This is a genomic window from Bradyrhizobium sp. USDA 3256 (assembly GCF_054058275.1).
The window spans coordinates 7,940,124-7,953,638 of record NZ_JBSSAE010000002.1; the positions used below are offsets into that span (position 1 = coordinate 7,940,124).

Annotated in this window: 12 protein-coding genes and 1 pseudogene; 6 read left to right on the plus strand and 7 right to left on the minus strand. The window is 62.2% G+C overall.

Translation table 11 applies throughout. From position 1 onward, the window contains the following. Positions 1-127 precede the first annotated feature (127 nt). A complete protein-coding gene (locus tag ACVWY5_RS39430) occupies positions 128-1,474 on the minus strand; it encodes an RsmB/NOP family class I SAM-dependent RNA methyltransferase (protein WP_028338213.1) in 1,347 nt (448 codons plus the stop codon). 175 nt (positions 1,475-1,649) lie between these two features. On the opposite strand from ACVWY5_RS39430, the gene ACVWY5_RS39435 reads away from it, so the two are divergent. The 3 genes from ACVWY5_RS39435 to ACVWY5_RS39445 all read left to right on the plus strand — a co-directional run bounded on the left by ACVWY5_RS39435 (position 1,650) and on the right by ACVWY5_RS39445 (position 3,697). Continuing rightward, positions 1,650-1,877, plus strand: coding sequence for a DUF1674 domain-containing protein (locus ACVWY5_RS39435; RefSeq protein ID WP_028338212.1), 228 nt, complete (start codon positions 1,650-1,652; stop codon positions 1,875-1,877). A 110-nt stretch (positions 1,878-1,987) separates the two neighbouring features. Beyond that, positions 1,988-2,920, plus strand: coding sequence for an IS1595 family transposase (locus ACVWY5_RS39440; protein ID WP_028338211.1), 933 nt, complete (start codon positions 1,988-1,990; stop codon positions 2,918-2,920). Between the two features lie 564 nt (positions 2,921-3,484). Next, positions 3,485-3,697: a hypothetical protein gene (locus tag ACVWY5_RS39445; RefSeq protein WP_028338210.1), complete on the plus strand. Its 213-nt coding sequence runs from the start codon at positions 3,485-3,487 to the stop codon at positions 3,695-3,697. Between the two features lie 20 nt (positions 3,698-3,717). On the opposite strand, the gene ACVWY5_RS39450 is transcribed toward ACVWY5_RS39445, so the two are convergent. Beyond that, positions 3,718-3,882, minus strand: coding sequence for a hypothetical protein (locus ACVWY5_RS39450; RefSeq protein ID WP_321177246.1), 165 nt, complete (start codon positions 3,880-3,882; stop codon positions 3,718-3,720). On the opposite strand from ACVWY5_RS39450, the gene ACVWY5_RS39455 reads away from it, so the two are divergent. Both ACVWY5_RS39455 and ACVWY5_RS39460 read left to right on the plus strand, forming a co-directional pair. Further along, positions 3,881-4,609: a DUF3800 domain-containing protein gene (locus ACVWY5_RS39455; RefSeq protein ID WP_028338209.1), complete on the plus strand. Its 729-nt coding sequence runs from the start codon at positions 3,881-3,883 to the stop codon at positions 4,607-4,609. The two genes, ACVWY5_RS39450 and ACVWY5_RS39455, sit on opposite strands and share 2 nt — an antisense overlap. 385 nt (positions 4,610-4,994) lie before the next feature. Next, positions 4,995-5,492, plus strand: a complete 498-nt coding sequence (locus tag ACVWY5_RS39460) for a thermonuclease family protein (protein ID WP_028338208.1) — start codon at positions 4,995-4,997, stop codon at positions 5,490-5,492. Positions 5,493-5,673: 181 nt separating this feature from the next. Here ACVWY5_RS39460 and ACVWY5_RS39465 read toward each other — a convergent pair whose 3' ends face one another. Both ACVWY5_RS39465 and acs read right to left on the minus strand, forming a co-directional pair. Continuing rightward, positions 5,674-6,201 (minus strand): L,D-transpeptidase, encoded by a 528-nt coding sequence (locus ACVWY5_RS39465; RefSeq protein WP_028337404.1) that lies wholly within the window; start codon positions 6,199-6,201, stop codon positions 5,674-5,676. A gap of 338 nt (positions 6,202-6,539) precedes the next feature. Next, positions 6,540-8,492 (minus strand): acetate--CoA ligase, encoded by a 1,953-nt coding sequence (gene acs / locus ACVWY5_RS39470; RefSeq protein WP_028337403.1) that lies wholly within the window; start codon positions 8,490-8,492, stop codon positions 6,540-6,542. A gap of 772 nt (positions 8,493-9,264) precedes the next feature. Here acs and ACVWY5_RS39475 point away from each other — a divergent pair. Then, positions 9,265-10,443, plus strand: a complete 1,179-nt coding sequence (locus ACVWY5_RS39475; protein ID WP_028337402.1) for a DNA topoisomerase IB — start codon at positions 9,265-9,267, stop codon at positions 10,441-10,443. 159 nt (positions 10,444-10,602) lie between these two features. Here ACVWY5_RS39475 and ACVWY5_RS39480 read toward each other — a convergent pair whose 3' ends face one another. The 3 genes and pseudogenes from ACVWY5_RS39480 to ACVWY5_RS39490 form a co-directional block, all read right to left on the minus strand. Then, positions 10,603-11,016 carry an EVE domain-containing protein gene (locus ACVWY5_RS39480; protein WP_028337401.1) on the minus strand — a complete coding sequence of 138 codons (414 nt, stop codon included), beginning with the start codon at positions 11,014-11,016 and terminating at the stop codon, positions 10,603-10,605. A 149-nt stretch (positions 11,017-11,165) separates the two neighbouring features. After that, positions 11,166-12,279: pseudogene (locus ACVWY5_RS39485) on the minus strand (alpha/beta hydrolase). Positions 12,280-12,396: 117 nt separating this feature from the next. Further along, positions 12,397-13,374, minus strand: a complete 978-nt coding sequence (locus tag ACVWY5_RS39490) for an NAD(P)H-dependent glycerol-3-phosphate dehydrogenase (RefSeq protein WP_028337399.1) — start codon at positions 13,372-13,374, stop codon at positions 12,397-12,399. Positions 13,375-13,515 lie beyond the last annotated feature (141 nt).

Sequence of the window (13,515 nt, forward strand, 5' to 3'; positions counted from 1 at the left end):
CAACGAATCCTTATTTAATCCGGAAACGCGGCCAAGACACCTGCCAAGATACCTGCCAAGAAACCTGCCCAGACACCCTCTTGATACCGCACGAATCACTTCGAGCTTAGAGGACTGAAGTTTAAAATCAGGATTTAACCAGCCGGGCCGCGTAAAATCCATCCAGCCCGCCGAGCCGCGGGTCGGCATTGGGCAAATGGCTCGGCAAAGTGCGCAGATCGCCGTCGGCGGTGATGATGTCGTCGAGGCCGGCGACCTCGCTCTTCTCGACCGGCGCACGGCGCAGGCCTGATTCGCTCGCCAGCAGCGCGGCGATCGCGTGCTCGCCTTCCTCCGGCTCCAGCGAGCAGGTGCAGTAGACCAGCGTGCCGCCGGGCTTCAGCAGATTGACGGCTTTTTGCAACAGCCGCTTCTGCAGCGCCGACAGCGCGGCGATGTCGCCTTCCTGCCGCAGCCAGGCGACGTCGGGATGGCGGCGGATGGTTCCCGTCGAGCTGCAGGGCGCATCGACCAGGATACCGTCGAAGCTTGCGGCCTCGGCGGGCCATTCGGCGGCGTCGGCAACGACGGTCTCGGCCTGCAAGGCCAGACGCGTGAGATTGTCGCGCAGCCGCGCCACGCGCGCCGGCGAGCGATCGACCGCGGTGACGAGCGCGCCGGCCAGCGCGAGCTGGGCGGTCTTGCCGCCGGGCGCGGCGCAGAGATCCGCGACCGCCTTGTCCCTGATGTCGCCGAACAGCCGCACCGGCAGCGCGGCGGCGGCGTCCTGCACCCACCACTGGCCTTCGGCAAAGCCGGGCAGCATCGTGACGGAACCCTGCAGCAGCGTGCGCACGGTTCCCGTCGGCAGCGCCTCGCCGTGCAGGCGGGTCGCCCATTGCGCCGCGTCCGACTTCACCGTGAGGTCGAGCGACGGCTCGTGGCCGAGCGCAAGCGCCATGTCGCGCGCGGTGGCTTCGCCGTAATGCGCGTTCCAGCGCGCCAGCATCCATGGCGGCAGGTCCAGCGTCTGCATGCTGATCTCATCGATCAGGCCCTGGCCTTCGCGTGCACAGCGGCGCAGCACGGCGTTGACGAGCCCGGCATATTTCGCGGCGCGCCGGTCGGACTGCACCAGCCGCACCGAGAGATCGACCGCGGCATGGTCGGGCACGTCCATCCAGAGAATCTGTGCCGCGCCGATCAGGAGCGCGCTCTGCGCGCGCGGCGCATCGGTCGGGATGCCGCGATCGAGCAGGCGCGACAGCAGATGGCCGAGCGTGCCGAGCTTGCGCAAGATGGTCGACACCAGCCGGCGCATCAGCGCGCGGTCGCGATCGGCGAGCGATTTCAGGCCGGGATGCGCGCCGGCGCCGTCGAGCTGGTCGTCGAGCGTGCGGTGCTTGTGCAGCACGCCATCGAGGATGTCGGCCGCGATGCGGCGTGCCGCGAGACCGGGGACTTCGGCGGGTACTGCAAATCTTGAAGGAGGCATGAAGCGGAGATATCTCGAAGGTGCTGAGTTACATTCGGCTCATGCCCATCAACTCCATACCACCTCTGGCATGCGAATATGCCAAATGTAAGAATCGCCTTGCGGGATTTCGTGATCGTGATGTCGTCACTGAGCCAGCACAGAGATATGGAATCCGCAGCCAGAAAGTTTTGCCATGTCTGATAAATCGCCATCGTCATCGCCGCCGGAGGCGGCGCCGCGCAAGCCGCTGACGCCGGCCGCGCAACGCGCGCTCGCCGAGGCCGCGGCGCGGCGCAAGGCTGCCGAGGAGGCGGCCGCGCAGAACGTGGCGGCGCGGCCGAAGGAGTTCCAGGGTCCGAAGGGGCCGGAACCGACGCGTTACGGCGATTGGGAGACTAAGGGCATCGCCTCGGACTTCTGAGAGTCTTGTCTGACGGCTCGACTCAGGCCAGTCTGGGAATATGTCCCCAATTATATCGTTGACACCACAAGTCCAATATGATGTATTTGGTCGAGCAAAAGGGCTTGGCCATGACCTCCTATACGGAACCCAGGTTTAACAACGACGAAGCCGCCAGAGAGTATCTGGAACGGGTCATGTGGCCCGAGGGCACGATTTGCCCGCACTGCGGCGTTGTCGGCCATTCCTATGCCACTAAGCGCGCTGGCGTTTACCGCTGCGCCGAGCCTGCCTGCCGGAAAGATTTCACGGTCACGATGCGCACCGTCATGGAGCGCAGCAAGATCGCGCTTCACAAATGGGTTTTGGCTTTCGCTCTCTACACCGCGAGCAAGAAGGGCTTTTCCGCCCATCAACTGCATCGGACCCTTGGCGTTACCTATCGCAGCGCTTGGTTCATGGCTCACCGCATTCGCGAGTCAATGCGCGATGGGGGCCTAGAACCTATGGGCGGTGAAGGCCAAATCGTCGAGGCGGACGAGACCTATTTTGGTAAAGCTGAGAAACCCCGCGTTGGCTCGCAGCGGCGTGGCGCGCCCTACCTCAAGAACCGCAAGGTGAAGAACGATCGTCCTATCGTTTCGCTGGTAGAGCGAAGCGGCAACGTCCGCTCTTTCCATGTCGCCGTTGCCGATGCTTCGACGGTTGCTGGCATCGTATTGGCGAACATCAAAAAAGAGAGCCGTCTGCAAACCGACGAAAGCAAGCTCTACAAAAAGGTCGGCGCACAGTTCACCGCGCACGAGACGGTGAACCATGGCGCGAAGGAATATGCGCGCGGTGACGTCACGACCAATACGGTTGAAGGCTACTTCTCGATCTTCAAGCGCGGCATGAAGGGTGTTTATCAACACTGCAAAGAGAAGCACCTGCATAGATATCTGGCAGAGTACGATTTCCGCTTTAATCACAGGGTCGTACTTGGTTACAACGATGGCGACCGTGCGACGCTTGCCGTGAAGAATGCGGCTGGCAAGCGTCTCACGTATCGGGGGTCTCACTAAGAAAGACTTCTCGAAACAGGCGAGACGCTTCCTGCGTTGGCGCTCAAAATTGCCAAAACCAGAGCCACCGTTTTTTAAGTTTTGGCGAAAGTAAACAAAGCTCACCTGTGAATAGCGGGTGCAACTTTTTCTTGGCCGAAGAATCCTTCAACACCTGCATATACTTGCGATGGTGGCAGGCGCGGAGTACCCGCGCTTTCCACCATATTTAGTGTTTGATTCAGAATACCGTACTTATCCTTGACGGGCGTGACGGAACAGCACTAGCTTCGTAAGTGTTCGGCGCGAGGTGTTTGGGTCCCGCCGACGTTCCCGCAAAAGGGTCCCACTGAACGGGATACTTCACAGCTTTACCGCTGCGAAGAACGGGAACTCGTAAGCGATCTGACAGTCGCTTATCGAAAATGAGAAGGCCGGACCTCTGACAAGGCCCGGCCCAGAACTAAACCGCAATGGACCTTGGCAGGCATTGCAGTGGCGTCCTCTCACCCGTGCACACTTGCGCACGCGGATTCCGCTGTCAACGCCTCCAAGGTTCGATTCGAAAATTTAAGGAATCGAACCATGAACGACAACGCTACCAGTATAGCTAAAGCTTATCGCCTCACGTTTGAGGACGCAGTTTACGTGTGGCTTCGCCACTGGCGCGGTGAGTATCAGCATCACATCGCGGCGTCCTACAACGTGAATCCGGGCAGGGTGAATGAGGTTCTGAAAGAACGCATTCACTTCGGCAGCCGTGCAGAGGCTACTAAACGCCTGCAATCAGCAGCCTAGCGCAACCCGAGAAGCCCGGCCTACTTGCCGGGCTTCTCTCGTTTGGCCTTCTTCGGCGCCTTCTTCTTTTGCAGATCGGTCATTTGCTTGTGGCCGGTGATCCGCGAACCACGAAGCGCCGCCTGAAGCCTCCGCTCCGCCTCGTCGTCACTGTACTTGTCGTCTTTGCTCTTAGGCTCTGCCATGCGCGTCCCTGCAAACCCGAACGAGATATTAGAGATTTATCTCGATGAAAGTAGCCAAACCAAGCACAGATACCTTGTGCTCGGCGCTGTCGTTGTTGAGCATCTGCGGGCGAACGAACTCTGTGAACTCCTGATGAAAGCTAGGTTGCCAGATCTGCCCGCCAAGGAAGCGAAGTGGCAGAAGGTATCTCGCACTAAGCTTGCCGCCTACAAGCGCGTGGTGGACGTCTTCTTTGACAATCCGAACCTGGTGCATTTCCACTCGCTATTTGTAGATACGAGTAAACAAGACCATCGCAAGTTCAATGCTGGCGATAAAGAGACGGGCTTCAACAAGGAAGTTTATCTGCTGGGCATGAAGGTTGCGACGCGCCTCTACACCGACAAAATATTTCACCTCTATCCAGACTATCGGAATTGCGTGCAGCAGCCAGACGAACTCCGCCTGATCCTAAACCGAGGTTGCCAGAAGTGCGGCGACAAGAGGGACTGGCCTTTTCGTCGTTCGCAATTTCGGGATTCTTCGGTGACGCTACCGCTTCAGCTTACCGATATCCTAACCGGCTCGATCGCCTATCAGCTCAACGGTCACAGCACTGCGGATGGCGCGTCACCGGCAAAGGTTGAGCTAGCCAACTACATCATGCAGCGCGCCGAAGTTGCCGACGCGTTCAAAGGCACACCGATCGCCGCAAGGTTCACGATCTGGCCGAGGCGATTGCAGTGAGGTGGTCCCGTAACCCTAGGCCATTCCTGACCGCCGCAGAGCGGGTCCACTGCCGAGGCAGTGGGTTCGGGTTACGGGAGTTGCCGTAAAGGTAACACCTCGAAACCAGCCTGTGAATCCCAAGGAAAACTATATTTTTCGCTTTGTATATCAGTAGCTTAAGACACAATTAACGGACAGCAATTCACCGGGCGCGCCAGCCAAATCAAAACCGATTCGGCGCGCCACCCCAACATCTAGGCATTGTGGTGTCAACGATATAATTGGGAATATGTCCCCATACGAAAGAATAAATGCTTATCGTGGGACGGAACGTCCGCCCTTCCGCAGGTCGCCTTCACGAAGGTCGACTTGGGGCCGGCGCGTCTCGGCGGCGCTGCCATGGGTGTTCGTTCTCGGCATCGCCGTGGGCAGCACATTGCCGATCCGCCAATGGGTGCATTTGCCGCCGACTTGGTCGCTCGGCAGGTCTCGCGACACCGATATCATCTGGCAGCGGACCGGCGCGCCCGACATCAGGCACAACGTTGATGTGATCAGGACGATCGACGGCGACACGTTCGAGGCGCGGGTGCATTTCTCGCCGGGCCCGGATCTGTACACGCGAGTCCGGCTGCGCGGCATCGATGCGCCGGAGTTGAAGGCGTCGTGTGCGCGCGAACTGCAAATGGCGCAAACAGCGACGGTGGCGCTGCGCGACCTGCTGGGCCAGGGCGATGTCGCGATCTACAATGTCGGTCCCGACAAATACCAGGGACGTGTCGTCGCCGACGTCGCGACCCGGAAGACCGACAATGTTTCGGCCGCTCTGCTCGCCGCCGGCCATGCCCGCGCCTACAATGGCGGACACCGGTTCGGTTGGTGCGGATATTTTGCGCGCTAAAGCGCGATGAGATTAGGTTGAATCGTCATCGCGCCTTAGCTCTTTGTTTGAGCATGATCTTTTCGGAAAACCGCTTCGCACTTTTCCGGATCATGCTTTAGGCGACAGCGTCAAACCGGGTCGGGTAAACAAAAAGCCGCGCATCCGCGCGGCTTCTCTTTGGACGAGACGCTGTGCCTGATCAGCGGGTGACGACAACGGTCGTGCCGACCTCGACGCGCGAATAGAGATCGGTGATGTCGGTATTGAGCATGCGGATGCAGCCATAGGAGACGAAGCCGCCGACCGAGCCCGGCACGTTGGTGCCGTGGATCGCGTATTCGCCGCCGGCCAGCGTCATCGCAGCGACGCCCATCGGGTTATGCGGCGAGCCGCCGGCGATCACGTTCGGGATGCTCGGCCTGTCGCGCTTCACCTCGGCGGGTGGCGACCAGGCCGGGTAGCGATACTTGCCGTCGATCTTTGTGGTGCCGGCCCATTGCTTGCCGGATTTGCCGACGCCGACCGGGTAACGCATCGCATGGCCGGAATCGAGAATGAGGTAGAGCCGCCGTTCGTTGGTCTTCACCACGATGGTGCCGGGCGAATAAGCGTCACCGTGCATTCCCACCATTTCCGGCCGGGCTTCGGCCGCCTGCGACATCAAAACAACCGCGCCAAGGGTAACAGCAGCCGTGGCAGCCAGCGCCACCGCAAACTTCATCGACATCAACCTCTCCACTTCCCAACAGCTCCCGCGAGGAAGCCAAAAACGAAGATGCAGAGCCCTTGAAAAACCGGGCCTGCCGGTCTCACGCACGCAACATTAACCGCGTGTGTTAACCGGGTGGTTTCACACCGGCCGCGAGACACGTCCTGATGGCGGGAGAGAATGAAAAGTTCGGATTAAAGTAAATGACCTGGAAACAACACTTGGCCACAAACGCGCCTCAATCGCGCCTTGCCTCTGACAATCCCGTGAAGCGCCCGTTGCAGGAAACGGGAAGGGCCGCGGCGGTGATCGCGCGCGGCCCTTCTTTGGTCTTCTGATCCTTGCTGCTGCTGGCCTTACGCCGGCGCGCCCTTCTTGTTCTGACGGTTCTGCACGAGGTCGTCGACCACGGCCGGATCGGCAAGGGTCGAGGTGTCGCCGAGGCTCGACGACTCGTCCTCGGCGATCTTGCGCAGGATGCGGCGCATGATCTTGCCGGAGCGGGTCTTGGGCAGGCCGGGCGCGAACTGGATCAGGTCCGGCGAGGCGATCGGCCCGATGTCCTTGCGGACCCAGGCGACCAGCTCCTTGCGCAGCGCTTCCGTCGGCTCGGTGCCCTTCATCAGTGTGACATAGGCGTAGATGCCCTGGCCCTTGATGTCGTGCGGGTAGCCGACGACGGCGGCTTCCGACACCGCCTCATGCGCGACCAGCGAGCTCTCGACCTCGGCGGTGCCCATGCGGTGGCCGGATACGTTGATGACGTCGTCGACGCGGCCGGTGATCCAGTAATAGCCGTCGGCATCGCGACGGCAGCCGTCGCCGGTGAAATACTTGTTCTTGTAGGTCGAGAAATAGGTCTGCTCGAAGCGCGCATGGTCGCCATAAACGGTGCGCATCTGGCCTGGCCATGACCTGGTCAGGCAGAGATTGCCCGAGGTCTCGCCGTCGAGCGTCTTGCCGTCGGCATCGACGATCTCCGGCACCACGCCGAAGAACGGCCGTGTCGCCGAACCGGGCTTCAGCTTGGTCGCGCCGGGCAGCGGCGTGATCAGGATGCCGCCGGTCTCGGTCTGCCACCAGGTGTCGACGATGGGGCAGCGGTCGTCGCCGACCACGCGGTAGTACCACTCCCAGGCTTCCGGATTGATCGGCTCGCCGACCGATCCGAGCAGGCGCAGTGATTTGCGCGAGGTCTTCTTCACCGGCTCATCGCCGCCCTGCATCAGCGCGCGGATCGCGGTCGGTGCGGTGTAGAAGATGTTGACCTTGTGCTTGTCGACCACGTTCCAGAAGCGCGAATTGTCCGGATAGTTCGGCACGCCCTCGAACATCAGCGTGGTCGCGCCGTTACAGAGCGGCCCGTAGAGAATGTAGCTGTGGCCGGTGACCCAACCGACGTCGGCGGTGCACCAATAGATGTCGCCGTCGTGATAATCGAACACGTATTGATGCGTCATCGACGCAAACACGAGGTAGCCGGCTGAGGTGTGCAGCACGCCCTTCGGCGTTCCGGTCGAGCCCGAGGTGTAGAGGATGAACAGCGGGTCCTCGGCGTGCATATGCTCGGCCGGGCATTCCGTCGTCACCATGGCAGCGGCCTCGTGATACCAGAGGTCGCGGGTCGGGTTCATGTCGATCTTGCCGCCGGTGCGCTTCACCACCACGACCCAATCGACGCCGCCGGTCTTGGCGATGGCGGCATCGACATTGGCCTTCAGCGGCACTTTCCTGCCGCCGCGCAGGCCCTCGTCGGCGGTAATCACCACCTTCGAGTCGCAGTCCTTGATGCGTTGCGCGAGGCTGTCCGGCGAGAAACCGCCGAACACCACCGAATGGATGGCGCCGATCCGCGCGCAGGCCAGCATGGCGTAGGCCGCTTCCGGAATCATCGGCAGATAGATCGTGACGCGATCGCCCTTCTTGACGTTCCGCGTGCGCAGGATGTTGGCCATCTTGCAGACTTCGTCGTGCAGCTGGCGGTAGGTGATGTACTTGGATTCGGAGGGATCGTCGCCCTCCCAGATGATCGCGGTCTGGTCGCCGCGCTTGTCGAGATGGCGGTCGATGCAGTTCCAGGCGACGTTCAGCACGCCATCCTCGAACCATTTGATCGAGATGTTGCCCGGTGCGAAGGAGACGTGCTCGACCTTGGTGAAAGGCTTGATCCAGTCGATCCGCTTGCCGTGCTCGGCCCAGAAGCCGTTCGGGTCCTTGACCGAGTGCGCGTACATCTCGCGATATTTGGCGTCATCGATATAGGCGCGCTTGGCCCAGTCGGCCGACACGTCATAGATCTTCTCGGACATCATTTTCCTCCACTCATTGCCGATCGCGAACGACGCGACGGCAAGCCGTCTTGATCATTGCCGCGATTATGCGTTGCCGCATTCCGGCCCGGCAAGGAAAAAGGACTGTCACTTTCGTCGCGTTGAAGCCGCCGGATAGTCCGCCGGCTTCCGCTTGTGATAGGACGGCTTACCGCAACGCATCGACGAGAGAAACCTATGCGCCATCGCCTGCTCGGGGTCACTGGTCTCTTGGTCGTAGTGGTGTCGTTCTCTGCGACGTTCGCCGCCACCGCAGCAGTGCCGCGTGCGATGACGATGTGCTGACGCTGAATTTGATGGACGGCTTCAGGATAATTGAACGGATTGTCGGACGCCGCCGCGATGAGCTGTGTCAACACGTTCGTGACCGCATAATCCTTGATTGCGGCTAGCGGTTGGACCGGCCCGTGGCTGCCGAACTCGAGCCGCGCCCCGGCGAGAGCGGCGTGCGAAAGGGCAAGGTCGCTGACCTGATCTGGGGATCGCGGTGGTCCGACAGCGGCGTTCAAACGCCGGTTTCCGGTACCGCGCTCGCGTCATTTTGTCCGATCCCGGGCAGCCCAAAATCAACGTTAGCGGGCGAATGGCACCCATGAAAGGTAATTTGACACCTTCAATAACTGATTCGCGACTCGCAATGTCGGCCCCGACGCCCTAAATCGCCAAACCGAGGCCAGACGGCCCACCGGAACGAAGCCCGAAGCAACGGCATTACCGGGAGAACAGCGGAACAAGGCGTCTTGCGAGAATAATGATGGATCAGCAGAATATCGCGGCTGTGCGGCCCGTTTCCGCCGATCCCGCTGTCGCCTTGGCAAAGGCACTGGGCCAGTGGCCGAAGCAGACGCCACGCGCAAAGCTGCGATCGCCATCGACGCTCAAGCTCGACGCGTCCGCTGCCATCAGAACGACGGTTGAAGAACTGGCGCGCGATCTGGGCCTGCGGCTAGGCGACCAGAACGAATTGACCATCCGCCGCATCAAGCGCGGCAAGACCTATTCATTCGTCCGCGCCAACGGCTCGCGCGTCCGCGATGCGCGCACGATCCGCCGGCTGCACGCGATGGCGGTTCCGCCGGCCTATCGCCAGGTGCGCTATTCCAGCGACCCGAGTTCGCATCTGCAGGCGGTCGGCCGCGATGCCGCGGGCCGGCTGCAATATCGTTATCACGCCGACTGGGAGAAGGTCCGCGAGCAGCGCAAGGCGCATCGCCTGGCCAAGCTGGTGGCCGCGCTGCCGAAGATCCGACGCAAGGTCTCGGCGTTCCTGTCCGGCGACGAGCCGACGCGCGAGTTCGCGCTGTCGGCGGTGATCGAGCTGATCGCGCGTACCGCGATCCGGCCCGGCAACGAATCCTATGCGCGCCTCAACGGCACCCGCGGCGCCACCACGCTCTTGAAATCCAACGTCACGCTGGAGGACGACTCCCTGGTTCTGACTTTCAAGGCCAAGGGCGGCAAGGCCGTGCGCAAGGAATGCGATGCGGCCAAGCTGGTGCGTGCGATCGGCATCCTGCGCGGCGTCCCGGGCAAGCGCATGTTTCAGTATTACGACCGCTCCGGCGTGGTGCGGGCCGCCTCGACCACGGCGGTGAACGCGTTCCTGCGCGAGATCGCCGGCATCAAGATCTCGCTGAAGGATTTCCGCACCCTGATGGCGTCGGCGGTCGTCGTGGAATCGCTGTCGCGGATCACGCCGGCCACCAGCCAGCGCGGCCGCAAGCGCCAGGTGCTGGACGCGATCCGCGCCGCCGCCGACCAGCTGTCCAACACGCCGGCGATCTGCCGCAAGAGCTATGTCCACGATACCATCGTCACCGCGTTCGAGGACGGCATCCTCGAACGCTTTGCTGCGACGATGGGAGGCTACCGCACCCAAAGCAAGCGCGAGCAATTGCTGGCGCAGGTGGTGATGGCGGCCGGGGCGTAAGGGCCGCAAATTCTATGTCGTCCCGGCCAAGCGAAGCGCGAGCCGGGACCCATAACCACCAAAGCACGAGATCGAGTGAGCTGGGGCTCCAGCGTGCTTCAACAATGCAAGGCTGTGGTTATGGGTCCCGGCTTTCGCCGGGACGACGATAGAGTTTGCTTACAGCCCGCCCATCTTGCAGACGTACTTCCACTCCTCCGCGGTCACCGGCTGCACCGAAAGCCGCGAATATTTGACCAGAGCCATGTCGGCGAGCTTCTTGTCCGCCTTGATCGCGGCCATCGTCACCGGCGTCTTCAGCGGCTTGTCGGCCTTGATGTCGACGCAGACGAACTTGCCGGTCTTGTCGGTCGGGTCGGGATAGGATTCCTTGATGATCTCGGCGATGCCGACGATCTCCTTGCCCTCGTTGGAATGATAGAAGAACGCCTTGTCGCCCTTCTTCATGTTGACGAGATTCTGCCGTGCCGTGAAGTTGCGCACACCGGTCCAGGCCTCGCCCTTCGCGCCCTTGGCGACCTGATGGTCCCAGGACCAGACCGACGGTTCGGATTTCACCAGCCAGTAATTCATCGCAACTCACCCCATTCGATTGCGCCGCAATCTACAGCGACGTGGATGCCCGCGACAAGCGCGGGCATCCGATCCAGAGCGTTTTCAAGCGAAGTGGGTGCCGGTTCGCGTGAAGAAAACGCATCAAATGGAGAAGCGCAGCGCGGCACCTACTGTTTCAAATATCGATCGAAGAACTTGGCGATATCGGTGAACGCCTCCTTCGTCTCGGGCGCGTCGACGTTGAACTGGTATTGGGGCGTGCGACTGACCCTCATAGACATTGAGATCGGCGATCACGCCGGCGCGGCGCAATTTGCGATGCGTGCGAACCGTGTTGCTGAGGAACAGATCGCGCGTGCCCGATGTCAGGATGGTCGGCGGGAAGCCCTTGAAGTCACCATAGATCGGCGAAATGTAGGGGTTCTTCAGGCTGGTGCCGTTTGCATAAAGCTTGGCCGCGCGGCCGAGCCAGCCGTCCCAGGTCACCAGCACATTGTCGACCCATTCATTGCTCGCGTAGCTGTCGCCGATCTTGTCGATATCGGACCATGGCGTGCCCGGTGCGATGGCTGCGGGCAGCGGCAGCTTCTCATCCTTCGCCCGCAACACCATCGCAAGCGTCATCGCCCCGCCGGTCGACGTGCCGAAGATCGCAAGCCGGCGGTGCTCGTGCGCTTTCAGAACTTCCTTCCAGACCGCCATCGCATCGTCCAACGCCGCGGGATAAGGGAAGTCCGGCGGCATCCGGTAGTCGATCGAGATGACCTTGAAGCCGCCGAAGCCGGCCATCATGATGGCTTCCGGCAGCGCGGCTTCGCCGGGGCCGAACACATAGCCGCCGCCGTGGACGTGGATCAGCAGGCGCCGCCTGTTCTCGAGCGCGATCTTGTTCGGGGTCACGATGTAGCAGTGCACGCCGGCGAGTTTGGTCTCCTCGACCTTGACGCCGAGCTTCGCCTTCAGCGCCGGAATGCCCGCGATCAGAAGCTTGGCGCGGCGATCGATCAACTCCTTCCATTGCGCCGGGGTTTTGGGATCGGCGTTGAAATGCGGCGGATAGGGCGCGCCGATCATTGCCTGCATCTCGGAAGACACGTCGGCTGTTGGATTGCCGATCGATTTGAGCGGCGCAACCCGCTTGCCGTTGTCGGCATTGGCGGCGGCCTCGCTCTTGGCAAGGTCGTCGTAGGTGGCGGCCGTTTGGGCGTGGGCTATGGCGGATGAGGCGGTGAGGGCGACGGCGAGGCTGATCGAAAGGATGGCGCGATGCGGTTGACGCATGGGTTTTCCCTTGGGATCCGCTTTTCGATTTGTTGGACCGGGATCCGACGGTTCGCCGCCACGCTAGTACGGCGCGCACGTATCGTGAAGCTCCGCCACGCGCGACCGTGACGTGCGTTACTCCGCCTTGAACGGCCGCGTCAGCAGGCCTTCGATTGCGGCGTCAACGGTCAGCCGGTCGCCCAGGATCGCGGCGACCGCGTTTGACACCGGCATGTCGACCTTCTGCGCAGCGGCGAGCTCGCACAGCACCGGCGCGGTGAACGCGCCTTCGGCGAGCTTCCCGACCGGTGCGGCTTCGCCGCGTCCGAGCGCGAGGCCGAGTGCGAAATTGCGCGATTGCGCGGTCGAGCAGCTGAGCAGGAGATCACCCAATCCCGACAGGCCCGAGAGGGTTTCGGTGCGGGCGCCGCAGGCGCGGCCCAATCTTGCGAGCTCGCTGAAGCCGCGCGTGGTCAGCGCGGCGAGCGCGGAGGCGCCGAGATTCTTGCCGACCACGATGCCGGCGGCGATCGCCAGCACGTTCTTGGCCGCGCCGCCGATCTCGACGCCGCGCACGTCGGTGCTGTGATAGGGCCGGAAGGTCGCCGAGCCGAGCGCCTGTACCAGCGCGCGTGCGAGCGCTTCGTCCCTGGTGGCCAGCGTGACGGCGGTCGGCAGTCCGCGCGCGACGTCGTCGGCGAAGCTCGGCCCCGACAGGATCGCGGGCACGGCGCGCGGCGCGGCTTCCGCGATCACCTCGGTCATGAATTTATGCGTGCCGTGCTCGATGCCCTTGGCGCAGGCGATGACAGGCGTGTCGGGTTTGAGATACGACGCAAGATGCCCAACCGCGGCGCGCAAATGCTGCGCCGGTGTCACGGCCAGGATGATGTCGGCGTGCGCTGCGGCGGCGATGTCCGACGTCACGGCGATACCGGGATGAAGCTGGACGCCAGCCAGCCTTGGATTGACCCGCGTCGCCTGGATCTGCGCGGCATGCTCGGCATTGCGCGCAAACAGCGTCACCTTGCGCCCGGCGCGCGCCGCGACATCGGCCAATGCCGTGCCCCAGGCGCCGGCTCCGATCACGCTGACTGACATATGCGCGGGCATCAGGCGGGCCTGTCTTCGCTCCATCTCCCCGCTCTTGCGGGGAGAGGGTTGGGGTGAGGGGCTTTATCCGCGAGCGAGCCGAGTGTTGAGACCTGTACCCCCTCACCCGGAATGCTGCGCAATCCGACCTCTCCCCGCAAG

What these genes read in the sequence shown, in the direction of transcription:
- ACVWY5_RS39430 (WP_028338213.1), bottom strand. Translation starts at nt 1,474, where the DNA reads ATGCCTCCTTCAAGATTTGCAGTACCCGCCGAAGTCCCCGGTCTCGCG.
- ACVWY5_RS39435 (WP_028338212.1), top strand. Translation starts at nt 1,650, where the DNA reads ATGTCTGATAAATCGCCATCGTCATCGCCGCCGGAGGCGGCGCCGCGC.
- ACVWY5_RS39440 (WP_028338211.1), top strand. Translation starts at nt 1,988, where the DNA reads ATGACCTCCTATACGGAACCCAGGTTTAACAACGACGAAGCCGCCAGA.
- ACVWY5_RS39445 (WP_028338210.1), top strand. Translation starts at nt 3,485, where the DNA reads ATGAACGACAACGCTACCAGTATAGCTAAAGCTTATCGCCTCACGTTT.
- ACVWY5_RS39455 (WP_028338209.1), top strand. Translation starts at nt 3,881, where the DNA reads ATGCGCGTCCCTGCAAACCCGAACGAGATATTAGAGATTTATCTCGAT.
- ACVWY5_RS39450 (WP_321177246.1), bottom strand. Translation starts at nt 3,882, where the DNA reads ATGGCAGAGCCTAAGAGCAAAGACGACAAGTACAGTGACGACGAGGCG.
- ACVWY5_RS39465 (WP_028337404.1), bottom strand. Translation starts at nt 6,201, where the DNA reads ATGTCGATGAAGTTTGCGGTGGCGCTGGCTGCCACGGCTGCTGTTACC.
- acs (WP_028337403.1), bottom strand. Translation starts at nt 8,492, where the DNA reads ATGTCCGAGAAGATCTATGACGTGTCGGCCGACTGGGCCAAGCGCGCC.
- ACVWY5_RS39475 (WP_028337402.1), top strand. Translation starts at nt 9,265, where the DNA reads ATGATGGATCAGCAGAATATCGCGGCTGTGCGGCCCGTTTCCGCCGAT.
- ACVWY5_RS39480 (WP_028337401.1), bottom strand. Translation starts at nt 11,016, where the DNA reads ATGAATTACTGGCTGGTGAAATCCGAACCGTCGGTCTGGTCCTGGGAC.
- ACVWY5_RS39490 (WP_028337399.1), bottom strand. Translation starts at nt 13,374, where the DNA reads ATGCCCGCGCATATGTCAGTCAGCGTGATCGGAGCCGGCGCCTGGGGC.